Here is a 23,236-nt window from a genome sequence, read left to right on the forward strand (position 1 = left end):
CTTATTGAAAAACAAGAGAAAGAAAACAACTTTGATGCGAACATAAAAGGAGAATGTATATGAATATTTTTAAACCAATAGTCATTTTATTATGTATTGTGTGCAGTGTAATTTTTTTAAATGCCTGTTCTCATATTAAAGAAGATAGTGAAATTATAATCAAATATTTGGATAATAGATTTGGTAAGGATGCATACACCATTAAGAAAGATAAATATTATCGCCGCTGGCTTGTGACATTAAATGAATATCCCGATCTCATCATTTTTTATACTGTTTCCCGTGATCCTCTTTCCATGACATCACCATCTATAAAAACGAATTTTGATGAGATTTTCGGCGAGTATATCATTGAGGAATACAAAAAAAATTATGAACTTGGTAATGATGAGATTTTTTGGGAAATCCCTATAAATTTTATATACTATACGAAAATACATTCACTTGAAGAATTGAAAGTTCCTTATGATAGAGCGATGGAATTTATTGCATTCGTTTCTGAAAAACATCCGATGCTTATTGATGAGAGATTACTAAACATACGAATGGATATTGACGGCATCAGACTGAAAGGTGCAGCTGATGATGATAGCATGATATATCTTGATATATCTGAAGTAAAAAACGATGGACTTAGTATTGCGGCATACGAAGACATTTGTAAAGAACTAACTCCAAAGTTAAAAACGCATTCGGATAATCCGAATGGATTTACATTTCATGCAGATATTGGAAGGTCTTTTATTTTAGGCAGTGATACATTTGAAGATTGTTTCTTTAAAAATCTTATTTTAAAACAAGGAACGATTGAAGAATTAAAAAACATCATTTTGCAACCGGGGGAAATAAGTAAGGCTTATGTTTTTAAAAGTGATAATCAATATGAGTTTACAAATATAACTTTACAAGCTAAAAACTTATCGGATTCACCATGTTCTTTGCTTGAGGCAACGATTATCAAAGCAATTATAGATGATGCAAAAGAAATATATATCGAACCGGTATGGATTGATCTTGTTTTTGATAAACGGAGAGAATGGAAAGAACCTTATGAAATACTAGGAGTTGCTCCTCCAAAAACAGAGAAAGAGAATATGGAAGGTGTACAATATAAAAATATTAAGATTTTATTTGAAATGAATCAATATTACAAAGAAGTTAAAAGGATTACATTAACCTTTCTATAAGTAAGCAAAACTAAATAAGCAGCACTTGTTAAGAAATGTATTAGAATTGTGAACGGAGAGATGATAAATGGCAATAGACGGTGTAAAAATTATAGACAGTGACTATGGGTATGATAATGATTACTGAATGGATAGAAAGAATAAAGAGAAAACGCAATTGTAAAGCACATTTTGGGAGTGATAGCTTTCAAATGAAAGACTGTATAGTAGCTCCGGTCCATCTGATTCCGGAGGAGATTTATGATAATCAAGAGTTTGATTTCTATGTTAAAACAAAATATGATGTTTACCTGCTCCGTATTATAAATAATGAATCTAAGAGCGGGATTATTTATCCGGCAAAACTTAGCGGTATTATATATATTATAAGCAATTTACCTATTAGCAAAAACAATATAACCGAATCTATTCAAAAAACTCTAAATCGATTAGAGGAATATGGCTTTCCAAATTTAAAGAACTCAAAATGCAACATCGCATTTCAAATAGAGTGATAAATAGATAATGACGATAAGAGGCTCTTTCTATATTGAATTTTGGGGAGCATAATAGTATAATAATCATGATAAATGCTCCCCAAAGGAGAAAAGATAATGCCGACAAAATATATGGATATGAATCAATACTTGCAAGAAACTGCAATGCTGGATTTTTCAAATCCGGACATTCAAAAATTAATAGAAGTGAAACATTGGAAGGAACAAAATAAATTTGACTGCCTTAAAGCTATTTATAACTTTGTAAGAGATGATATCGCATTCGGGTATAATACAGATGATGGTATCAGCGCATCTAAAGTTCTTAAGGACGGATACGGTCAATGCAATACAAAAGGAACTCTCTTCATGGCTTTGTTGCGTGCCTGCGAAATTCCTTGTCGAGTTCATGGTTTTACCATAGACAAACAATTACAGAAAGGAGTGATGAGCGGATTTGTTTATAAAAATGCACCGCAGAATATATTTCACAGTTGGGTTGAAGTGTATTTTGAAGATAAGTGGTATGAACTTGAAGCCTTTATACTGGACCAAAAGTATTTATCAAAACTGCAAAAACAATTTGCAAGCTGCAACGGTTCTTTCTGCGGTTATGGTGTCGCGGTAAAAGATTTCCGGCATCCGATAATTGATTTTGACAGGAACAACACGTACATACAAAGCGAAGGAATTACTCAGGATTTTGGAGTATGGGATTCTCCGGATGAATTGTTGAAACATCATCATCAGGAAGTGTCAGGAATAAAAGCCTTTGCTTACAAACATTTAGGAAGGCATTTGATGAACTGCAATGTAAATAAAATAAGAGCGGGCGCTACTCTCTGACGTTTGATCTGACTTGATAAATAGAATTGGAATATGATATAATTTTATTCAAATCAATTTGAATAAAATTAATTTGAATCAAACTATTAATGAGGATATACATATGTTCATTGGAAGAGAAAAAGAATTATCATATCTAAATGAATTTTATCAAAAACCCGGAGTCGGAATGACTGTTATATACGGGCGCAGACGTATCGGTAAATCTACCCTTATTTCGGAATTTGTGAAAGATAAAAAGGTAATTTTTTATACAGCAACTAAAGTGGGCAAAGAAAGAAATCTGGAGTTATTCTCAAAACAGGTAACGGATGTATTTTTAGCCGGTATTGAAGATATAAGCTTTCGTACAATCGAGGCTGTGTTTGATTTTATTGAAAAAAATATGTCAGATGAAAAAATTTTGCTTGTAATAGACGAACTACCATACTGGGCAGAAAAAGATGAAGCGCTGCTTTCAGTATTGCAAAAGTATATTGATACCGTTTGGAAAAATAAAAACCTGAAAATCATTCTATGCGGTTCGGCCTTAAGCTTTATGGAAAATAAGGTGCTTAGTGAAAAAAGCCCCTTATTTGGAAGGCGTGATTCTCAGATAAAACTAGAGGCTTTTGACTATTTAGATTCAGCAAAATTTGTACCGGAGTATTCTTATGAGGATAAAGCAATCTGCTATGGAATTACCGGCGGTGTCGCAAAATATCTGTCAATAATTGATCCGGCAAAAACTCTTGATGAAAATATTGTAAGGTTATTTTTTCGGACAGACGGATACTTATATGACGAACCCAAAAACCTTCTGACACAGGAATTTGCAGACATAACATTGGTTAATAACATAATTGAGCAGATTGCCTCAGGTAAAAATACAGTCAATGTTATAGCTAACAAAATAAATGAAAAAGAGCCGACCATTCTCTATTCTATTGAAAAATTAATAAGTGTAGGATTGGTGGAAAAGAAAAAATGTATCACAGAGGAAAAGAATAAGAAAAAAACACAGTACGTTTTAAAAGACCATATGTTTAAGTTTTGGTATGAATTTATTCCAAAGGCAACCAGTGTAATAGAAATGGGACAGGGTGAACTGTATTATAAAAAAGCAGTAAAACCGATTTTAAATTCTTTTATGGGAACAGTATTTGAGGATATGTGCAGATATTATACCTTGAAACAAGGAATTCTTGGAAAATTTAATTGTTTTATTACAGCTGTTGGTACATGGTGGGGAACTGAAACTATCTTGAATAGTAATGAGGAAAAGATAGTTCAATCTGCTGATATTGACATAGTTGCATTATCAGAAATAGAAAAAAAAGCAGTCATAGGTGAGTGTAAATTTAAAAATGAAAAGGTCGATAAGGGAATATATGAAACTTTGATACGACGGGCAAATGTAATATCACCGACATTCGACATAATAACGTATATTTTGTTTTCACTGTCAGGTTATACAAAATGGTTTGATACTTTACAGGATGAAAAAGTGATATTAGTATCGCTTAAAGAAATGTATGAGCAGTAACAAAATTGATTGAGAGTTTATATGATGGAGCCGATGGATGAGGTGAAAGAGAGGTTTTAAAAATGGAAATAGGAAAGACCTACCTTGTTAAAAAAGATATTTTTAGTTTTAAGGCAGGAGAGCTTTGGACACTGAAAGATAAAGGCTATCAATTTTATTATGGTGAACATAACTTCGTATTTGCTGATAAAGAAAAACATAATAAGTTTTTAGTGTTGCGTGATGTAGATGATGAAGACATGAAAATATATTACCATTTAGAAGAGTATTTTGCAGAAATTACTTGAATAATACTAAGAAAGAGACAATAGAGCAGCTTGAATATATAGAGAATTTTATCACTGAAAAGCGGATAATGTATACGGAATAAAGCGTTAGAGATAATTGAAAAAGGAGTTGTAAATTATGAGAAGAATAACATTTCAATGCAATAAATATTCACCCGGTGTATTGTATATTATGGTGTTATTCGGAGTAACTCTTGGGCTTTTGACTTTTTATGCATTTCTTGTGTTTTCCGGTATTGAAAAAGGACCGGAACATGGACCGGTATATTTCAGAGAACATCCCATGCATGCTGTTTATTTGATATTCGGCTTAATTTCTATTGCTATGTCGCTGCCGGCATGGATTGCCGCAAAATGTTGGAGCCGCAAGGAGGAAGAAGCTCTGCTTGACCTATATGAAGATCATGCCGTTTTATATTGGAAAAATAAAGAATTACACATCAAAAAGGGAACGTTAAATATTAAGATTCCCAAACCGCAGCCTTATTGGTATAAAACTTACATATTAAAAATACCGGGACACAGAGTAGTTTTAGTCGGCTCCGTAAAAGAAACAAAAGAAAAGAGAAGAAGGCAGCTTTCTTTGGATATTGCAATAGAGGAACTGTCAGCTTACAAAAAAGTAAAAAGCCGTGTACATAATGTAGACAGGATGCAGAAATATTAACTCTTTTAAAATACACCCTATCGGGTATATAATTACCTCTGATTAAATAATTATACCTGTTAGGGTGTATTTATATACTAATTACTTGACATTATACCCTAAAGGGTGTATATTATTCTTATAATAACTTCAAAAGAGGCAATATGAATAGGATAGCGGAATTCATTAAGACCAGCAGAAAATCTGCCGGTTTGACACAAGAAGATTTTGCGATGAGAGCCGGTCTTGGACTTCGCTTTGTCCGTGAATTAGAGCAAGGAAAAGAAACCGTACGCATGGATAAAGTGAATGTTGCACTGGCGATGTTCGGTATGGAGGCCGTCCCGGGAAAAAAGGAAGGAATATAAATGAAAAACATATTCAGAACTGCGGATGTCTATGTATATAATAACTTTGCCGGAAAACTGAGCGAGACTGATGAAGGATATTCTTTTTCTTACGATAAAACCTATATAGCAAGAGCAGATAATCATCCGGTTTCATTGACACTTCCGATACGTGAAGAACCTTATAAATCAAAAACATTATTTTCTTTTTTTGACGGACTGATTCCTGAAGGCTGGCTTCTTGATATTGTAAGCCGTAATTGGAAGATAGATACTAAGGACAGATTTGCATTGCTTTTAGTTGCTTGTAAAGACCCTATCGGAAACGTCAGTATCAGAGAGGAAAAGATATGAACTGTCTGTGTTGCGGAAAGCCGATAAAAGACAATAATGAAAGCAGCGGCTGGCATAAAACATGTATAAAAAAATTTTTCACAACAGCCGTTATTCCGGAAATTGAAATAACAGATTCAGTGCTGGAAGAACTTGCAAAAGAAAGCACCAATAAAGGCTATACTATTCCGGGGGTTCAGAAAAAACTTTCATTACATCTTTCAAAGGAAGTTTATCCCAGATTGACTGTTGTGAATTACCCGACGGGATATATTTTAAAACCTCAAGTAAAAGAATTTCGTGCATTGCCGGAGGCTGAACATATTGTTATGTCTATGGCAGATAAAGCTAAGATTAGAACCGTTCCTCACGCTCTTGTAAAAAGCAAAGACTCTTATGCGTATATTACAAAAAGAATCGATCGCGTTTTTTCAAAAGATTCCAATGTAAAGCTGTTTGCAATGGAAGATTTTTGTCAGCTTGATTTAAGATTGACTCAAGATAAATATAAAGGATCTTACGAACGGTGCGGAAATATAATTAAAAAGTATTCGTCCCGTTCAGGTCTTGATATGAGCGAACTATTTTATCGGCTGGTATTTTCGTTTATTGTTGGAAATTCCGATATGCATTTAAAGAATTTTTCCTTGATTGAATCGGAATCGGGCTCAGGAGAATATCATCTTTCCCCTGCATATGATTTGCTTCCGGTAAATGTAATTATGCCTGAAGACAAAGAAGAATTTGCTCTGCCGATAAATGGAAAGAAAAGAAATATTCATCGTAAAGATTTTCTTATCTTTGCAGCCGGTTGTGGAATAGCAAAACTTGCAGCAGAGAAAATGATCGAACAATTAGTATCTATGACGCCTGTTTTTATTGAAATGTGCCGTAATTCTCTAATGCCTCAAGATATGAAAGAAGCCTTTATAGAATTAGTCGATAAAAGAGTATCAGCTCTGAGGTAGATTGGGATATGGTAAAGTTTGTAATTTTTTACTTGACACAAGACTATTCTAGAACTATAATATAATTATGAAAACATCATTAACGGAAGAATTAATATTAGGAATTCTTGCAGAGCATTCAGCGCATGGATACAATATTGAGAAAATTATTGAAATGCGAGGTATGAGAAAGTGGACTGATATAGGTTTTTCATCAATATATTATGTACTGGATAAACTTGAGAAGAAAGGCTTGGCTTTCAGTAAAAGAACCAGAGGAAAAGAGAAAAAGGAATTCTCAATAACAAAACAGGGCTTAAATGTATTAAAAGAGGAAACAAAGAAACGCATTGAAGAACGAATGCCGTCAAATACTCATTTTATGACAGGACTGGCAAATAGCTCTATATTAAATAATGCCGAAACCTTGCAATCATTAATTAAAAGAAAAATACAATTAGAACAGGATTTAGCGGATCTTAAAGAAAAGATAAATAAAGAAAACTCACCCTCTCTTCCTGCTACACGATTATTTCATTTAAGTGAAAAGTTAATTTTATCGGAACTTGAATGGTTAAATAAAGAAATAGGAGAACTGAAAAAATGAAATTAAATATTAAACCTTTTATAGGACAGCATTGCGAATCAACCGCAACAGGAACTCTTCTAAATCAGCTTGGAGTAGAATTGAGCGAACCTATGCTATTCGGACTTGGAGAAGGACTGGGATTTATTATATGGAAAATGAAATCTATGAATATACCTTTTATAGGAGGAAGAATTAAACCTGATTTATTAACACAAAATATAGTAAAAAATCTGGGATTAAGACTTGATGTCAAGGAAACATCTTCAAAAAGTAAAGCTTGGAAATCTGTAAAAGAATTATTGGATAAAGGAAAAGCAGTCGGCTTAAAATTAGATTGTTATCATTTAGAATACTTTACAAATCCAATTCACTTTGCAGGGCATTATGTTGCCATAATCGGTTATGATGATAAAAATGCATTCTTAGTTGATACTGCTCAGCAAGGATGTGAAGTGAGCAGTTCGCTAAAGAGTTTAGAACTAGCACGAAATGCAAAAGGCTCTATGTCATCAAAAAACTTGTTTTATGTAATTGAAAAAGATAATAAACCGATACCTATCAAAAAAGCCGTAATGACAGCCATACACAATAATGCAGCAATATATTTAAATCCTCCGATAAAGAATTTAACATATAAGGGAATTTACCGGGCAAGCGAAGAGATCATCAAATGGTTTGACAGTTCAAAAACTATTGAAGAAGATTTTGGAATGACTGCCATGCTCATGGAAAAGGCGGGAACAGGAGGCGCTCTATTTAGAAATTTATATCGTGATTTTCTAAAAGAAGCATACACCTTAACAAACAATGATAATATTAAAACAGCTTACGTATCATTTGTAACAATTGCTAAAAATTGGTCGGAAGTTATTGTATTATTAAAAAAAACATCTGAAATCAAAGAAAGGAAATATATTTTGAAAGCCTCAGAAAAGATGAAAGAGATTTCAGTAAAAGAAAAAGAAGTAATGCAGTTATTAGCAAATGCATAATTCAAAAAAATTATATATCCGATAGTTGGAGCAAAAGAAACATACGCATGGATAAGGTGAATGTTGCATTGGCGATGTTCGGTATGGAGGCCGTCCCGGGAAAAAGGAAGGTGGAACTTCGGCAACCAAATAAGATTGCCTCGTTAACTTCCGCACTTAAAATTCCGGAATGAAACCATCATAGTTATCAGCTTTTCCGATTAAAGGGCCCTTTGCTCCCATGGTAAATGCAATGTTGCTGCTTCGGATAGAAAGTAAGTACATTCCGTGTTTTATGTCAAGAAAATCCATCATCTCTTTTGTCAAATGAATACTTCCGGTTTCGGATATATCAATCCAACAATAGGAGCGTCCTTTGTATTTGATGAACTCACCGCAGCCGGATGTGTAGTTTTGCAGGTTTGGGTTATCAGTTAAAATATGCCCAAGTGTTGAAGGCTCAAGCAAGCCTTTTCGGGTGATACAAAATCCGCCTGTCTTCTTGCTGCCTGTAAAAAGATAGATTTTTGTATCGGCGGTAATGTTGTATTCTTTTATTGCCTGAGCTGGCAGCTGAACGGTTCCATCTTGCCTTATAAGCGATTTCCCAAAAACAAACTTTCCGCCTTTAGTCATTTGCGGCATACAGCCTCCTTTTATGCTATTTTCAGGTATATTCCGACCAGATTATGTCATCATAAAATCTTTAATATACATTACACATACTCCGCAAACTCCGGATAAGTCATCTCTAAAACTTTAGTTTTCATTTGAGCATATTGCTCATAGGACCTAAGCATCTCCTATATACTTTATTATATCACAAATATACATTTTTGTATCGACTTATTATCGGAATTCCTGAATGAAACCGTCATAGCTATCCTCGTAATTATCGAATCATTTATAACCTACTGCCGCCGTGCAATTTATATTAAAAATGTATAAAATCAGTTTTCTTTTGATACCCATATCATTAGAATATTACAAAGCGCATTATATAAGGATGAAATGATGAAAAAACTCATTAAGACTAAATCACTGGCCTGCGATGAATAAAGTGTGGCCCGGATATGACTATACCGAGCACAACTTTTTGATTTTTTATCTGGATGAAGAAAGTGATGTAAAAGAGGCAAAGCTTTTGAATATCAATGAAAACAGAGCCTTAAAAAAGACGGAATACGAGAACATTACTCCTCCGAATCCGGAAAGTTATGATCAGATACAATTCCAAGGTAAACCGTCTATTGTTATGAACGTAGATGACGATGTTATGCAAGCAGAAAATTCCGTCAATGAATTATACAAAACCGCAACGCATGAAATGGTACATTTTTATTATCAAAAAGATGTGCAAGCGTCGGCAGAATCGAGCAGAAGTCAAATCTATCCCATAGAAGATACTCCGAGAATTCTTCGAAGGATGCTCTATACACGATTGATACAGGCATTTGAAAATCCTGACAAGCAAGATGAATATTTGGGCAAGGCAAAATTCCGGCTGGATAAATACAATGATGAATTTAAGAGTGAGGCTGACAGCATCAGAGCGACGGATATTGCGGAGGCTACGGCACGCTATAAGGAAAATCTTGGCATGTTTATCGGAAAGAATTTATCTAAAGAAGATGTAAGAAAAGAAGCGGACAAGTATATAAGAAAAGAGCAAATTTTTATAGCTGCCGACAGGGAAAGGTATTCCGGAAGTATTGCTTGAAAATACAACCCCTATTTCCGATAAACCGGACAAGAAGATTGTAGATAAAATTACAAAAGAGGTTGACAGTACAAATAAAGCTGCAAAAGATAAGCTGAAGGATATAATTGCAGCTAAAGATAATACCGGTATCCCGTTGCTCCATTTGGATATTTCCCAAGTTTCCAAAAGCTTTTATGCAGAAAGTATGTTTAAATATAAAGATCTTTCCGTAATGGCAGGCTACAGCAGCAAATTTAATATAAACGGTAAAAGTATCGAAATTAAAAATACGGCAATTATCAGCGGATATGAAGAAGTAAAGCAGTATTTAAGGATACCTTTAACGATGAAATATGATATTAAAGACGGCATTCTGACCATTGATTCGGATCATTTAAAGGCTGACGGTATTTCAGTTAAGGCATCTAAAGAAGACGGACGAACAATTTATACTGTAGCGGCACAAGACTAAAGATAAAGAGTAATTTCCATGATTATAACGGGGTTGTTTGAAAACTGAAGTTTTTCAACAGCCTCCTTTTTTTGGTTATAATGCAGTCATATTACAAAATATGATTGTTGATAACAGGTTGAAAAACATCTTAAAAATGCTATAATTGTTAACAAAGGCTTAACTGTCTTAACGATATTTATAACTGTGTAAGAAAAATAAGGAAGGACTGAAAACTCATAGAATACCGGAGGTGTAAAATGGAAATATTACAGACAGAGATCGGCAGAGTATATGCGGATATAGTCGGAAAAACGGAAGCAGACAGATCCGTGTATTCCATATTGAGTGTGCCCTATGCACAGGGAAAAAGATTTGAATATGCAAAAATCCTTGATAAAAAAGACTATTCACCTGAAACAATAATTAACCGGACTGAAACACTATGCTTTCCGCAGAGAAAATACCCGCTATTTTTAAATGTTTTTATGAAACACCATATGCTGCGCATAGATAAAATGAATATACCCGTTACCGATGAAAATAAGGCAGCCGTTAGTACAATTCAAAAGGACTGGATACAGTTTATTAAATTCGGCAAGATAGATGGCCGTCCGCTTTTTAACGGAACCGGAGAAATTACGGAATATGATAAAGAGATCAAAAACATACCGTTTCCGCATGAAAATCTTATTCATCATATTCAAAAGAGCGGTATTGCCGATAAGCTCAGAAAAGAATATATACAGAACCGCAGATAAGTTTCAGTAAAACAGAGGCATTGGACAAGAAAACCTGCTATATGATATTATAAAATAATATTATAAAACATCCGGTAGTAAATCGGAATTCACGGAGGAAAAAATGAAAAAGCTTTTAATCGTAACAGGACACACGCACGCGAAAGATTCTGTCGGCAATAAAAAGATTGTCGCTCTTTTGCAAGAAAAATATCCGGATGCGGAATTCGATGATTTGAACGTACTCTATCCGGATTATGCCATTGATATTGCTGCAGAAAAAGAAAAACTGTTACGGGCGGACATGATTATTATTCAATCGCCCTTATTTTGGTATTCGATGACATCGTTGATAATGCGCTGGCTGGAAGAAGTTTTTGAACACGGATGGGCGTACGGAAGCAAGGGGCACGCACTTGACGGCAAAAAGATTATTATCGGCATTACCGCAGGCTCTACAAATGATGACTATGCTCCGGGCGGAAAGATGGGTATCTCGGTAGATGAAATTCTAAAGCCGTATAAAAAAACATTCGACTTTTGCAGAATGAACTATGCGGGAGCCGTTTTTACCGGCGGAATGCTTAACACGGGAAACAGTACATCGGAAGAAAAGGCTGCAATGGAAAAACTTGCAGAAAGGCATTATGAAAAAATTGTACAGCTCATAGAGTGCTGAGCAGGAACTTGTGCAGAACTTTGCCCCTGAAATAAAGACATTGAACAGAGCAGATGAATTGAGCCATAGTGAAACTCTGGCTGTGCTGAAGGAACAATATGCCGGCTATCTTTTTGCAAAAGCCGGAGAGGGCGTGTATAGTTGCTGATTGCACAGTACAAACAGCAGATATTGTGCACATCTTTGAGTTTAAGCTGAGCGGTACCGGCAGGGCGGAAGATGCGATCGCACAATAAACTGTATTGTGATTCCAGTATTCAAACTCTTTCAACATTTTATCTCCACACCTTCTAATTCTGCCTGTTTGGTTTCTATTTCTGATTTTATTTTTTGCAGATTTACTTTATTAGCTATAATGGTATCCTCTCTTTCTAATTTTGGGCAACAAAAAAACAGTAAATCACTTTAACTTACTGTTTAACGAATTACTATGTTGTGGCATTTTATTTAATTGTTAAGTTAGACAAACTGAGATTTATTAATCAATTCTATAGATTATTTCTCCTGTATTATAAATATTAATTATTCCACTCACAGGTTCTTTTCCTTCTTGCCAAAGCCATCCAGAATATATCGTACAATATCCATTATACCCTTCTGTTAGAATTTCAAATTCAGCGCTTGAATACTGTTCTACATACTCAGTTAAACTAATTGCTTTTCCTGAAAAATCTCCTTCATAAACTGTTTTATCAAAAATTAGTATATTGCAATCATCAATATCAATTTCTGTAAAATCAATTTCACCTGTATAAATGATTTCCTGTTCTTTTGTGTATTGAAATATCTTATCTAACTTTAATCTTAATACACCTTCTTGGTATTCAATATTTATAATGCGGCTATCGTGTAAACTAACTGGAATATTACTTCTTCTATTTCTTGTTAACTCTTTGCTCATACCATCCTCACAACTTCTAATTTGTCTATACTTACAAACAATGATTAAATATTCTTTTTAAACCAGTTATCTAAAAAATCCATTTGTTCATCTGTATGAAACCAATGTTCCCCATCTCTCATTATTGTCAGATTTGCATTTATTTTATTAGCAAAATTTGTCATTGTATTTACTGATGTTATATTGTCTTTATCCGCAAAAAGAATATTAGTAGGGATATCCCAGTTGATAGGATTATTTCTAATATAGGTTAAATATTCCCATGACAAAAGTTCTCCAAAGGATGTTTCAATTTCTTTTTTTAGCATAAGTTCATCTTCTGAAATATTTTCCCATTTCATCATATCTAAAATCAATCTTTCCATATCTACAATAGGAGAAAACAACATTGCCTTTTCGATAGGTTTATCTGATAAAGATATTAATGAGAAAAATGCACCTACAGTATTGGCGATTAGATAAATTTTATTATATTTAGGAATAATTGAATTAAAATAATTGCTAAACTCAATTTTTGCATCCCAGGGTTTGTCTGATTTATAATCAAATCCAATTATATCAAAACTATCATCGAAAAATTGTTTATAGTGATTAGCTTCTTCTACATTACCACCTTTACCATGAACATATATAACAACATTTTTCATTCAAATTCCCTCTACAAACTCCAATTTATCAGCCAATAAATTTCCCCGCCAACTTATACACTTGCTTTATTTCTTTATTTTCTAATTTCCAGTTATTGAGTTCAGCAAATGAACTCACCGCCCTTATCTTCAAATTTTGCTCTCTAAATATCTGCCGATATTATACCATTTTTTAGGCCGATTTTTCTACTGGCAGATTTTTCCCCTCAGGTTAGCGATGGTAGCTATGCCTAAGAATGTGCGTCCTTGCACATTCTTAGGCTTCGAGTTTAGGCGCTAGCCTAAACTCGCTTCTGATTCACATCACGGACATCCTTGTCCGTACAGAAACTAGGTGGAGGAATGGAGCGGCAGCGGAACAGCGGACGTAGCGACCCGAACGCAGTGAGGGGAACCCCCGTATAATTATTTATGTACCTTCCAGCTTGCAGCTTCGCGCCTCTCGCCGATAAAGTTTCGGTATATGCCGTCCTGCTCCATCAGTTCGGCATGTGTGCCCTGCTGCACAATCTTGCCGTGGTCTACGACGATAATCTGATCGGCTCTCTCTACGGTTTTCAGCCGATGAGCAATCATGATGACGGTCTTTTCGGCGGTGAGCGCGTGGATGGCGTGCATCAGTTCGTTTTCATTTTCGGGATCGACGTTGGCGGTTGCCTCATCCAAAAAGATGACCGGCGCATTTTTCATCATAGCGCGGGCAATGGAGATGCGCTGCTTTTCTCCGCCGGAAAGACTTGCGCCACCTTCACCGACAACCGTGTCGTATCCGTGGGGAAGGCTTGAGATAAAGTCATGGCAGCAGGCCTTTTTTGCCGCAGCGATCACATCCTCCATCGGAGCGCCGGGCTGACCAAAGCGGATATTGTTGGCGATGGTGTCGTGGAATAAATAAACCGATTGGAACACAAAGCTGAAATTCGCCATCAAGGAATCCATATCGTAATCCTTCACATCCCGGCCGCCCAGCATAACGGTTCCCCCGTCTACATCCCAGAACCGTGCAAGCAGATTTACCAAGGTGGTTTTTCCTCCGCCGGAAGGACCGACAATCGCCGTCGTGGTCTTTTCAGGAATATGCAATGAAATGCCGTCGATGATCTTTCGCTTCTCATACGAAAATGCGATATCCTGCGCAACAATATCACGCACTGCCGGTTCAATCGTTTCTCCGGATATATCCATCTGCGGCGTGTTCAGAATTTCCTGCGCCCGGTCAACACTCATATCAACTACGCGGAGCAGTGACGAATATTGTCCTGCCGTTTCCAGACTGGTATAGATGATAAATGCTGAGATTACCATGACAACAGCATTCAGCGCGTCCATGCTTCCGGCACAATAAAATACGCATGAAAAAGCTACCATTGCCACACCGGTAAGCTTGGTGATAAAACTCTGCAATGCTATGCGGGGAACCAGTGTCATTTCCATGTCGATATTGATCTTACTGTTTTCCGCGATGGCCTCATTTAATTCCCTGCTCTTAACTCCCGTCAATCGGTAAGCCTTAACCTCGGTCATCCCTTGCAGGTATTCCAGAACTTTTTCTACGAGCCTTTCATCTGCGCGTATCTTTTTTCCCGACACCTTCTCGGAAGTAATCCGGAGACGGCTGTTTGCAAAAAGAAACAGCGAAAAACCGCAGAGCAGCACACAGGCGATTCTCCAGTCGAAGAAAAACAGCATGACGACAATAAGCGAGGTTGTAAGCAAGCCGTCGCAGACAAGCATTACCACACGAGCCGCGATATTTTCAAGGCTTTCCATTATATTAGTTGTAACAGACGTAATCTGCCCGAGGCTGTTGGCGTTAAAGTATCCCATCTGAAGATACCGCATGTGCTCCGCAATCTCCACCCGTTTTTTCGCACAAGCGTCATAGCCCCCTTCGGTCTGCAACATAACAGCCTTTGATTTTAGCAATCCCGATCCGGCAATGCTGATCAGCATAATCCCTAACGAGAGTAGGATATCTTTTGTGTCTACCGTTCCTTTCATCAGCGCCCGAATCATCACCGCAATCGCCGGAATCTTTAGCGCCTCAAACAGAGCCTGAATAACATTGAGCCTAATGGAAGTGATGAATTTCCGGCGGTTTTCTTCACCGCAGAACGTAAAAAACTTTCTAATAACTTTAAGCATGATCTTTCACCTCTATATGTGCATTCCACATCGTTTCATATAACCCGTGATGAGACAAAAGCTCATCATGGGTTCCGCTGTCTGCAACGGCACCGTCTTTAATGACATAGATACAATCGGCAGCGGTAATCGTAGAAAGCCGGTGCGCAATCACGATGAGCGTCTTGCCCTCCGTCAGCTTAGAGATAGAGCGCTGAATGACCGCCTCGTTTTCAGGATCGGTGTAGGCGGTTGCCTCATCCAAAATGATAATGGGCGCCGCTTTCAGCATTGCTCTGGCAATGGAGATACGCTGCCGCTCGCCGCCGGAAAGATGCCCGCCGGAAGTGCCTACCACGGTATCGTAACCGTGCTCCAGCTCCGAAATGAATTCATGGCAACCGCTGCGTCTTGCCGCTTCTTCCACTTCCGCATCAGTTGCATCCGCCCGTCCGATGCGGATATTTTCCCTGACCGTCATGTTGAATAGATAATTGTCCTGCGAGACAAAGGCTATCTTATCCGAATAGGCCTCTTGCGGAATTTCACGAATGTCCGTATTCCCCAGCAAAATTGAGCCGCTGCTCACATCCCAAAGCGAAGCGATAAGGCGCGCAATGGTACTCTTTCCGCTGCCGGAAGGACCGACCAGCGCAATAAAGCTGCCCTCCGGGATTTCCATCGAAATGCCGTGAAGCACTTCCTTTTCCTTATACGAAAAATGAACATCTTGCAGTTTCAATGTGTTTTCTTTTGGAATAGCTCCGTCTAACGGGCGCTCCATTTCCGGCGCGTTCAGAATACTTTGAACTTCACCGAAGATGGTTCCCATGGTTCGAAAGTCGTCCGAATAACTCATCAAGGTTATAAGCGGTGTGATGATGCCGACAGACAGAATAATGATAGTTACCAGATTCTGCGGAGAAAGAGATCCTCCTTTTACCAAAAGACCGCCGATGGGGAGCACGGAAACCATTGTGGCGGGCATGATTACCATGGCGAATGTAAAGCTTAGAATGCAGGAGCGCATCCAATCGATATAGCTGTGAGCGGCTTCATACGCGTCATGCACGAAGCGGTCGTAGGAACTTTTTGTATTTCCGAAAACCTTGATGACTTGAATACCGCCGATATATTCAACCGCCGTATCATTGAGCGCCTTTGTGGCTGTAACCGTGCGTTGATAAAATTGAGGACTGCCCTTCATCATAAGACCGTAACAGAAAAAGCCCACCGGTATCGTTGTAAGAGAAGCCAGCCCCATACGCCAATCGATAGTAAAAATGTAGATCAAAATGATGACGGGGATCAGTAAATTTGCGGTGAACTCCGGAACGATATGCGCCAGTGTTGTTTCAATGCTGTCGATACGTTCGATGAGTATATTTTTGAGCGCCCCGGAACTTTGCTCCAGCACCGCACCCAGCGGCATTCTTGTCAGTTTTTCCGTGCAGCGTTTTCGGATTTCCCCGAGCACTGCAAACGTTGCCCTATGACTTGTCGATGTGCTGAGCGCATGAAACAGTACACGGCAAAACCAAAACGCTGCAATAATCAGACAACGTATCAGATAATACGAAAGGTCTTTGTTTCCACCCATCAAACCGTGTACGATGCCGGCAACAACAAAATACGGTGCGATGGAAAAGGCCACACCGATGACTGCGAGGATAACACTTAGAACATATTGTCCTTTGTGTTCCCCTGTTTGTCCCAACGCCCACGCGATAGGCGAAGGACTTTTTTCTTTTTCCTTCATAAGCAAACTTCCTTTTGTTAGCTAACAAACAATAGTTAGTATTAGCTAACATTTATATAAAGTCATCGCCCATTTTTATAAACAAAGACAGGCGGTGAGCCTTTATCCTAATTCAATTATGCAAGTTATTAAAACCCAAACAACTGCTTCCAACCCGGAACAAAGAATGCCTCCACAGCTTTCAGACAATGTAATGCTTCTTCCAAACTGTAATTATGGATAACCGGTTCAAAAAGAGCGGTCGTATATGCTGAAAGCAGAAGATGCAGCTCCTTTGAATCTATGTCTTTCACGGCGTATCCTTGCGTTTTCAGCAACGGCATGTATTTTAAAAGCTGCCCTTGCTGTTTCTCTGTAAGATCGTGGAGAAAATTCTCGTATTTGCTCCCCTGCGATTTTGCCAGCAATAGATGGTATTCTTCCATGTTCGGATAGACAATTTCGCGCATCATGTCTATTTCGGAATCCCGCCACTGGATGTGCTCCTTGTGATTCACTGCACCCACGTAACGGGCAACATGAGCATCCAGCCAAGCATTTATGCGGTCCACTGCAGGAGCGACAATTTGATCGAAGAGATCTTCTTTATCTACACAATGCCGATATATTCCCGCAGCCGTCATACCGCAGCGTTTGCTGATACTTCGCATGGAGGACTTATCAAAGCCCTTCTCCATAAATTCGGCTTTTGCTGCAGCCATAATTTTTATATGATTGGCGGTTTTGTCCCTCGGCATAAATCTCCTCTTTTTGTATACAGCGTTAGCTAACGGATGTAAAAATACAACCAATCGGCAGGGTTGTCAAGAGGTGAGGAAAGTTATGTAGGTCAAAGTGCCTGAAGAATAGAAAACCGCCGGTCTTTCAAGGGTATACCTAAAATTATCCTTAAATAAAATCAAGAAAAATGATAAAATAAAGTGTAGTAAATTAAAAATGAGGCTTTGCATTAAAATGAAAAACGCTGTTATATATATCCACGGAAGAGGCGGTTCCGCCGACGAAGCCCGTTATTATAAAAAATTTTTTAATGACGATTATGAAATCATCGGTTTCGATTATAAGGCGGAATTGCCGTGGCAGGCGAAAGAGGAATTTCAAAATTATTTCGACTCCCTTATTCCGAAATATACCGAAATCTTATTGATCGCAAACAGCATAGGAGCGTATTTTTCACTGCTGTCTTTATCTGAAAAGCCGATCAAAAAAGCGCTGTTTATTTCGCCCGTTGTCGATATGGAAAATGTAATCTTACATATGATGAAAAGAGCAAACATATCCGAAGACGAACTGAGAACAAAAAAAGTAATAAGCACTTCTTTCGGCGAAGTCTTATCGTGGGAATATCTTTGTTACGTCAGAAAAAATCTTATTACATGGAATATTCCTACCGCAATTCTTTGCGGCAAAAAAGACGATATAACCCCTTTGCAAACAATGACCTCGTTTGCACATAACATACACGCGGATTTAACGGTTTTTGATAGAGGCGAACATCGGTTTCACACGGAAGAACAAATGAATTTTCTGGATACATGGCTGAAAAGGAATTGGTGTCCAAATACCGATTGACTATGATGAATGGTATGATGATTGCGCATGGAAAAAAATACTATCAATGTTATAACTGATGTACAGCAAGCAAAGACAAATAGAAAAGTTATTGCAATATAGATACATTTCGGCTAAAATATAATCGGAATACAAATCAGCCGAGAGGAGATCGAATGAACTATATTTCAAGGAATTTGGAAGAGGTTGTTTTAGAAGTAACAAAGGAATATCCGGTAGTGCTTGTAACCGGTCCCAGACAGGTTGGGAAAACTACCATGTTACAAAAGCTCATGGAAGGAACAGACAGGGGGTATGTGTCTTTGGATGATTTAAATGAAAGAAATTAAAAAATCATCAAATCCGGGATCAGAGCTGGTTAAGGTATTCGGACTACTGGATAAAGCATCAATGATTCACTCTAAAGGTGCTGTAATATGTATGAAACCGGAGTTGTCAGCTATTGACAGGGACAACTATATCGTGCCGGTGTGGATGATTTAGAAAGAAAAATATAATGGATGAACAATTATTTAAAATCTTGAAAAAGATTTATAAATGGTAGAATAAAATATAATGATATATACATTGGTAAAAAGGAGATAACAAATGCTAAAGATCGGAAAAAATTATACGTTTGAAGATGACTGGAGCGGCAGGCAGAGTTGTCTGATGTATTTTAAAGAGGATGATTTTGCATCATGGTCAGTGGATATCGGATTTGCTAAAGGTAATTTTAAGGGTGAAACAATAGCAGCTTCTATTTGCATAAATCCGATAGACACAAATAAAAACTCGGTACAAGAATTAGCCGGAGAAGTTTTCTCTATAACAACAATTGAGGAAAGCGATAACAGAGAAGATTCATTTTACATTTATGAACATGAACCGATGGTTTCATACAAGTTAGAAGTTCTTGAAATAAGGAATAGTAAGGCTCATATCAAATGCAACGGAATCTTAATCGTGGATGGATATGCTGAACCCTATGAACAGGAAGAATTTAAAATCGACAGTTGGATACCTGTTATTGAATCGGTTCAGGACTGGGAAAAATTCGGATTATAAGAAAATTATTGAAGAAGAGGAACAGATGAATTTTGAGATAATCGGGATGACAGTATAAATCAGTTTGCAGCTGAAGATTAGAATCGGAATATAATTGACAACCTGTCAGGACAACCTGTTTTTGGGCATTGACTATGTATCCCTAATGATGTATCATCTTTCAGTGATGATTGCATTGTCTAAAATAAGCTTTCGTTTTTATGAGCCGGTATATATGAGTTGGGAGATATTGACAGATGAGTAAATTTATTTGTAAAAGCTCTATTTTCCCTGTTAATGCAAATGTGATATGGGAAAAATTGCAAAGTTTGGAATCGTTACAATATGTGGCAGCTCCTTTTGCAGCCTTTAAATTGATTGATGGTGAAAAAAATATACAATGGGAATGCGGAAAAACATTTCGATTGAATTTTAAACTCTTTGGCGTAATTCCGTTCGGTATCCATTCAATTTATATATGCACTTTAGATAAAGAAACATTAACAATATATTCTAATGAGAGTAATCCCCATGTACCGATATGGAATCATAGAATTCAATTGGAGCCCATTGATGACAATCGTACAAAGTATACTGATTGCATAGAAATTGAATCGGGTTGGAAAACAGGCATAATATGTATTTGGGCGAAAGCATTTTATGCACACAGACAAAGAAAGTGGAAGAAATTGCTCACAAAATTTAAAAATACTGAACTATAAAAACTGAAATAATAGAGCATAACTAATGAAAACATATCAGGATATAAATAAAGAAACTATAGATAGATGGGTTGAAGATACAAACGGTTTCGGAAGGCTTCATAAACTGAACATTAAAACATATATTGCGACTAAATCGGTAAAATTGTAGAGCGGAATAAATAACAATTTGTGAGGAGAGACAGCAATATGCTTCATTTAGAAAAAATAAATGGAAAAAATGTTTGGGATATTATTAAATTAAGCGTGGCAGAGTCACAAAAAGAATTCGTTGCAGCTAATGATGTAAGTATCATTGAAGCATACGTTACAATCACGGCAAATGGTTATGCCTTTCCGTTCGGGATATATGACAATGAAACACCTGTCGGGTTTTTGATGATTGGCTTTGATATTCATGACGAGTGGAATGACACACCTGAAATTGCAAGAGGAAATTATAATCTGTGGCGGTTAATGATTGATCAAACTTATCAGAACAAAGGATTCGGTAAACAAGCCGTTAAACTGGCTCTAGATTTTATTAAGACTTTCCCTTGCGGAAAAGCGGAATATTGCTTGCTGTCTTATGAACCTGAAAATACAGCTGCTCGTCAGTTATACCATTCATTCGGTTTTATTGAAAACGGTGATATGGATGGTAGTGAAATTATTGCTGTGTTAAAACTTTAAGACAAACTCAATGAATTAAACCCATTCAAACTGCCTAAAAGGATGGTTAATTTTTTGCAAAGTGATAAATTATACTTGAAATTACTCATAAAAAGATATACTATAAATTAAATCCGGAAACTGATGTTTCCTCCAAAAAAAATTTTTATTAGAGGTAAATTATGAAAATTCTATATGAAAAAACACCGCATTTTGATGAAAGCTTTTTAAAGGTCTCGGATATACACAGTATTTATTATGCCCAATACGGTAACCCTAAGGGAAAACCTGTAGTTTTTTTACACGGAGGCCCGGGAGGAGGCTGTATTCCGGTTGCAAGCCAGTATTTTGATCCCGAATTTTACCGAATAGTCTTATTTGACCAGCGAGGAGCGGGAAAAAGTTTACCGCCTTGCGAGATGAAAGAAAATACATCGGAAAACCTGATTGAAGATATCGAAAAACTTCGCTGCCATCTAGGTATTAACAAATGGATGGTTTTCGGCGGAAGCTGGGGCAGCACTCTTGCTCTAATCTATTCCATCGCCCACCCCGATAAGGTTGTATCTATAATCCTAAGAGGAATCTTTTTAGGAACTCAAGCAGAAATAAATTGGATTTATGAAGAAGGAGGCGCATCGAAGTTCTTCCCTGAAGATTTTGAAGCCTATCAAAATTTTATTCCGCAAGAAGAAAGAAGCTCTTTATTAAGGGCGTACTCAAAACGTCTTTTCGGTGAAGACTCAAACTTGTCCCTTGAAGCGGCCCATAAGTGGAGCCGCTGGGAATCTGCCCTCGTGAGGCTATTCCCCGCTGTCTATAACATGAGTGATGAGGAAGCCCTTGCTATGGCTAAGGCGGAATGCCATTACTTTTTACACAAGTGTTTTTTTAAAGACGATAATTACATCCTAAACAGCTGCGATAAGATTAAAGACCTTCCATGCACTATAGTGCAAGGAAGATATGATATGGACTGTCCGCCTTTTTCAGCTTATAAACTGCATAAAAAATTACCTAAATCGAATTTAAACATTGTCTTATTCGGAGGACACTCCAGTATGGAACCGGGACTGGTAGACGGCCTTGTAAGGGCAGCAGAAGATCATAAAAAATTCTTTTAGATTTTATTCTTTATGAATCATCACTTGCAAGACGGCATTAAGACCTTTGAAGGCCCATACGAAATAAGAGCTTATAATGATAAGAACATAATCGGTTTTAACCGTGTTTATAAAAAAAAATTGGAGGACAATAAAGAAGACAAGAGCCTTTCGGATGAAGAGAATTTAAGAGGTGAAATTACAGTCTATATACCCAAAAAGAAAGGAACATATCCTCTTATCTTAATCAGCCATGGTTGGGCTAATTATAAATACGGTCTTTTACCCATAGGGCGGCATCTCGCATCATACGGATATGCCGCAGCTCTTTTTACTTCAAAGAAAAAGGCCGTCCCAAAGGATTGGATTCCAACCTTTACTGCTGTTCAAAACTTGATGAAGAACAAAAATGAAGATGCCTCTCATGATTTATGCGGCTTAATCGATATAAATAACATAGGCATTGTAGCCCATTCGATGAGCGGGCCCGCATCTTTTTATTATGCCGGTCTTAGGCCTGAGGTTAAGGCTATAAGCGCAATCCATCCTTATAATGGAGCATCACCTATGGTTGAAGCCATAGCAAGCTCCAACGAAGAATTAGGCGACGAATTCCCAAAAACTAAAAGTGCCGTTTTATTTTTAACTTCAGAAATCGATAGATCAGCTTATCCCGAAAAAACCTACCGCTTTTTCAAAAACTTAAATAAAGATGCCCCTGCATGTTTTCTTTCATTTAAAAACATAAAACATAATGGAGCTCTGGATATTTTTAAAACACCTTTATCCGGAGGTTATGATGAAGAAGCATTTAAACTTTATTCCCGCCTTTCAGTATTATGGTTCGACGCATTTTTAAAAGGTAAAAAAGAAAATTTAAAGCATTTTCAAATAGATGATGAATGTTTTAAAGATATTAAGAACTTACTTTACACCGAAATACATAGAGAACACGAAGCCTATCCAAGCTATGATTCGCGTAATTTAGAGTAAAAATAAAAAGCT

Annotated in this window: 31 protein-coding genes; 25 read left to right on the forward strand and 6 right to left on the reverse strand. The window is 37.1% G+C overall.

Translation table 11 applies throughout. From position 1 onward, the window contains the following. The first annotated feature begins 59 nt into the window (after window positions 1-59). The 11 genes from JO40_RS02990 to JO40_RS03040 all read left to right on the forward strand — a co-directional run bounded on the left by JO40_RS02990 (window position 60) and on the right by JO40_RS03040 (window position 8,175). Entirely contained in the window at window positions 60-1,187 is a 1,128-nt protein-coding gene (locus JO40_RS02990) for a hypothetical protein (protein WP_044977840.1), read from the forward strand. Window positions 1,188-1,291: 104 nt separating this feature from the next. Beyond that, a complete protein-coding gene (locus JO40_RS02995; protein WP_044977841.1) occupies window positions 1,292-1,681 on the forward strand; it encodes a hypothetical protein in 390 nt (129 codons plus the stop codon). 99 nt (window positions 1,682-1,780) lie between these two features. Further along, window positions 1,781-2,509 (forward strand): transglutaminase-like domain-containing protein, encoded by a 729-nt coding sequence (locus JO40_RS03000; protein ID WP_201771189.1) that lies wholly within the window; start codon window positions 1,781-1,783, stop codon window positions 2,507-2,509. 103 nt (window positions 2,510-2,612) lie between these two features. Further along, on the forward strand, window positions 2,613-4,034 hold the full coding sequence (locus tag JO40_RS03005; RefSeq protein ID WP_044977843.1) for an ATP-binding protein: 1,422 nt from the start codon (window positions 2,613-2,615) through the stop codon (window positions 4,032-4,034). A gap of 62 nt (window positions 4,035-4,096) precedes the next feature. After that, window positions 4,097-4,321, forward strand: a complete 225-nt coding sequence (locus tag JO40_RS03010; protein WP_044977844.1) for a hypothetical protein — start codon at window positions 4,097-4,099, stop codon at window positions 4,319-4,321. Window positions 4,322-4,439: 118 nt separating this feature from the next. Beyond that, window positions 4,440-4,988 carry a hypothetical protein gene (locus JO40_RS03015; protein WP_044977845.1) on the forward strand — a complete coding sequence of 183 codons (549 nt, stop codon included), beginning with the start codon at window positions 4,440-4,442 and terminating at the stop codon, window positions 4,986-4,988. 143 nt (window positions 4,989-5,131) lie between these two features. Next, window positions 5,132-5,335 (forward strand): type II toxin-antitoxin system Y4mF family antitoxin, encoded by a 204-nt coding sequence (locus JO40_RS03020; RefSeq protein ID WP_044977847.1) that lies wholly within the window; start codon window positions 5,132-5,134, stop codon window positions 5,333-5,335. Then, window positions 5,336-5,668, forward strand: a complete 333-nt coding sequence (locus JO40_RS03025) for a HipA N-terminal domain-containing protein (RefSeq protein WP_044977848.1) — start codon at window positions 5,336-5,338, stop codon at window positions 5,666-5,668. It abuts the gene before it with no gap. Further along, window positions 5,665-6,615 (forward strand): HipA domain-containing protein, encoded by a 951-nt coding sequence (locus JO40_RS03030; protein WP_044977850.1) that lies wholly within the window; start codon window positions 5,665-5,667, stop codon window positions 6,613-6,615. Before JO40_RS03025 ends, JO40_RS03030 begins: the two co-directional genes overlap by 4 nt. Window positions 6,616-6,682: 67 nt before the next feature. Next, window positions 6,683-7,201: a PadR family transcriptional regulator gene (locus JO40_RS03035; RefSeq protein WP_002672603.1), complete on the forward strand. Its 519-nt coding sequence runs from the start codon at window positions 6,683-6,685 to the stop codon at window positions 7,199-7,201. Beyond that, window positions 7,198-8,175 (forward strand): BtrH N-terminal domain-containing protein, encoded by a 978-nt coding sequence (locus tag JO40_RS03040; protein ID WP_044977852.1) that lies wholly within the window; start codon window positions 7,198-7,200, stop codon window positions 8,173-8,175. Before JO40_RS03035 ends, JO40_RS03040 begins: the two co-directional genes overlap by 4 nt. A 156-nt stretch (window positions 8,176-8,331) precedes the next feature. On the opposite strand, the gene JO40_RS03045 is transcribed toward JO40_RS03040, so the two are convergent. Next, window positions 8,332-8,799, reverse strand: a complete 468-nt coding sequence (locus JO40_RS03045; RefSeq protein WP_044977855.1) for a hypothetical protein — start codon at window positions 8,797-8,799, stop codon at window positions 8,332-8,334. Window positions 8,800-9,205: 406 nt separating this feature from the next. Here JO40_RS03045 and JO40_RS14125 point away from each other — a divergent pair, with 406 nt between their 5' ends. The 5 genes from JO40_RS14125 to JO40_RS13415 all read left to right on the forward strand — a co-directional run bounded on the left by JO40_RS14125 (window position 9,206) and on the right by JO40_RS13415 (window position 11,874). Beyond that, a complete protein-coding gene (locus tag JO40_RS14125; protein ID WP_049992333.1) occupies window positions 9,206-9,874 on the forward strand; it encodes a hypothetical protein in 669 nt (222 codons plus the stop codon). Then, window positions 9,867-10,328, forward strand: coding sequence for a hypothetical protein (locus tag JO40_RS14130; protein WP_049992334.1), 462 nt, complete (start codon window positions 9,867-9,869; stop codon window positions 10,326-10,328). The genes JO40_RS14125 and JO40_RS14130 overlap by 8 nt, the downstream gene beginning before the upstream one ends. A gap of 239 nt (window positions 10,329-10,567) precedes the next feature. Further along, complete coding sequence (locus tag JO40_RS03055; protein WP_044977857.1) at window positions 10,568-11,068, forward strand: hypothetical protein; 501 nt, start codon at window positions 10,568-10,570, stop codon at window positions 11,066-11,068. Between the two features lie 103 nt (window positions 11,069-11,171). After that, window positions 11,172-11,726, forward strand: coding sequence for an NAD(P)H-dependent oxidoreductase (locus tag JO40_RS03060; protein WP_044977859.1), 555 nt, complete (start codon window positions 11,172-11,174; stop codon window positions 11,724-11,726). A gap of 10 nt (window positions 11,727-11,736) precedes the next feature. After that, window positions 11,737-11,874 carry a hypothetical protein gene (locus JO40_RS13415; protein WP_175575939.1) on the forward strand — a complete coding sequence of 46 codons (138 nt, stop codon included), beginning with the start codon at window positions 11,737-11,739 and terminating at the stop codon, window positions 11,872-11,874. 330 nt (window positions 11,875-12,204) lie between these two features. On the opposite strand, the gene JO40_RS03065 is transcribed toward JO40_RS13415, so the two are convergent. The 5 genes from JO40_RS03065 to JO40_RS03085 all read right to left on the reverse strand — a co-directional run bounded on the left by JO40_RS03065 (window position 12,205) and on the right by JO40_RS03085 (window position 17,894). Continuing rightward, window positions 12,205-12,627 carry a hypothetical protein gene (locus JO40_RS03065; protein ID WP_044977861.1) on the reverse strand — a complete coding sequence of 141 codons (423 nt, stop codon included), beginning with the start codon at window positions 12,625-12,627 and terminating at the stop codon, window positions 12,205-12,207. Between the two features lie 44 nt (window positions 12,628-12,671). After that, window positions 12,672-13,274 carry an alpha/beta hydrolase family protein gene (locus JO40_RS03070; RefSeq protein WP_044977863.1) on the reverse strand — a complete coding sequence of 201 codons (603 nt, stop codon included), beginning with the start codon at window positions 13,272-13,274 and terminating at the stop codon, window positions 12,672-12,674. 405 nt (window positions 13,275-13,679) lie between these two features. Then, complete coding sequence (locus JO40_RS03075; RefSeq protein WP_044977865.1) at window positions 13,680-15,419, reverse strand: ABC transporter ATP-binding protein; 1,740 nt, start codon at window positions 15,417-15,419, stop codon at window positions 13,680-13,682. Beyond that, complete coding sequence (locus JO40_RS03080) at window positions 15,412-17,157, reverse strand: ABC transporter ATP-binding protein (protein WP_044977867.1); 1,746 nt, start codon at window positions 17,155-17,157, stop codon at window positions 15,412-15,414. Before JO40_RS03080 ends, JO40_RS03075 begins: the two co-directional genes overlap by 8 nt. Window positions 17,158-17,285: 128 nt before the next feature. Continuing rightward, the gene (locus tag JO40_RS03085) at window positions 17,286-17,894 is read right to left on the reverse strand and encodes a TetR/AcrR family transcriptional regulator (RefSeq protein WP_044977869.1); all 609 of its coding nucleotides are present in this window, start codon (window positions 17,892-17,894) and stop codon (window positions 17,286-17,288) included. A 217-nt stretch (window positions 17,895-18,111) separates the two neighbouring features. Here JO40_RS03085 and JO40_RS03090 point away from each other — a divergent pair, with 217 nt between their 5' ends. From JO40_RS03090 to JO40_RS03115, 9 genes are all read left to right on the forward strand, one after another. Continuing rightward, window positions 18,112-18,729 (forward strand): alpha/beta hydrolase, encoded by a 618-nt coding sequence (locus JO40_RS03090; protein ID WP_044977870.1) that lies wholly within the window; start codon window positions 18,112-18,114, stop codon window positions 18,727-18,729. Between the two features lie 155 nt (window positions 18,730-18,884). Beyond that, entirely contained in the window at window positions 18,885-19,058 is a 174-nt protein-coding gene (locus tag JO40_RS13425; protein ID WP_245608976.1) for an AAA family ATPase, read from the forward strand. Continuing rightward, window positions 19,045-19,212, forward strand: coding sequence for a hypothetical protein (locus JO40_RS13840; protein ID WP_158506565.1), 168 nt, complete (start codon window positions 19,045-19,047; stop codon window positions 19,210-19,212). The genes JO40_RS13425 and JO40_RS13840 overlap by 14 nt, the downstream gene beginning before the upstream one ends. Before the next feature lie 105 nt (window positions 19,213-19,317). After that, window positions 19,318-19,776, forward strand: coding sequence for a hypothetical protein (locus tag JO40_RS03095; RefSeq protein WP_044977872.1), 459 nt, complete (start codon window positions 19,318-19,320; stop codon window positions 19,774-19,776). A 236-nt stretch (window positions 19,777-20,012) separates the two neighbouring features. Continuing rightward, on the forward strand, window positions 20,013-20,477 hold the full coding sequence (locus tag JO40_RS03100; protein WP_044977874.1) for a hypothetical protein: 465 nt from the start codon (window positions 20,013-20,015) through the stop codon (window positions 20,475-20,477). Window positions 20,478-20,502: 25 nt separating this feature from the next. Next, complete coding sequence (locus JO40_RS15000) at window positions 20,503-20,628, forward strand: hypothetical protein (RefSeq protein ID WP_255817493.1); 126 nt, start codon at window positions 20,503-20,505, stop codon at window positions 20,626-20,628. A gap of 38 nt (window positions 20,629-20,666) precedes the next feature. Beyond that, complete coding sequence (locus JO40_RS03105) at window positions 20,667-21,149, forward strand: GNAT family N-acetyltransferase (RefSeq protein ID WP_044977876.1); 483 nt, start codon at window positions 20,667-20,669, stop codon at window positions 21,147-21,149. Between the two features lie 161 nt (window positions 21,150-21,310). Then, window positions 21,311-22,252 (forward strand): prolyl aminopeptidase, encoded by a 942-nt coding sequence (gene pip, locus JO40_RS03110; RefSeq protein WP_044977878.1) that lies wholly within the window; start codon window positions 21,311-21,313, stop codon window positions 22,250-22,252. 12 nt (window positions 22,253-22,264) lie between these two features. After that, complete coding sequence (locus tag JO40_RS03115; protein WP_044977880.1) at window positions 22,265-23,224, forward strand: dienelactone hydrolase family protein; 960 nt, start codon at window positions 22,265-22,267, stop codon at window positions 23,222-23,224. The last annotated feature ends 12 nt before the right edge of the window (window positions 23,225-23,236 follow it).

This window comes from Treponema putidum (assembly GCF_000755145.1).
GTDB lineage: Bacteria > Spirochaetota > Spirochaetia > Treponematales > Treponemataceae > Treponema_B > Treponema_B putidum.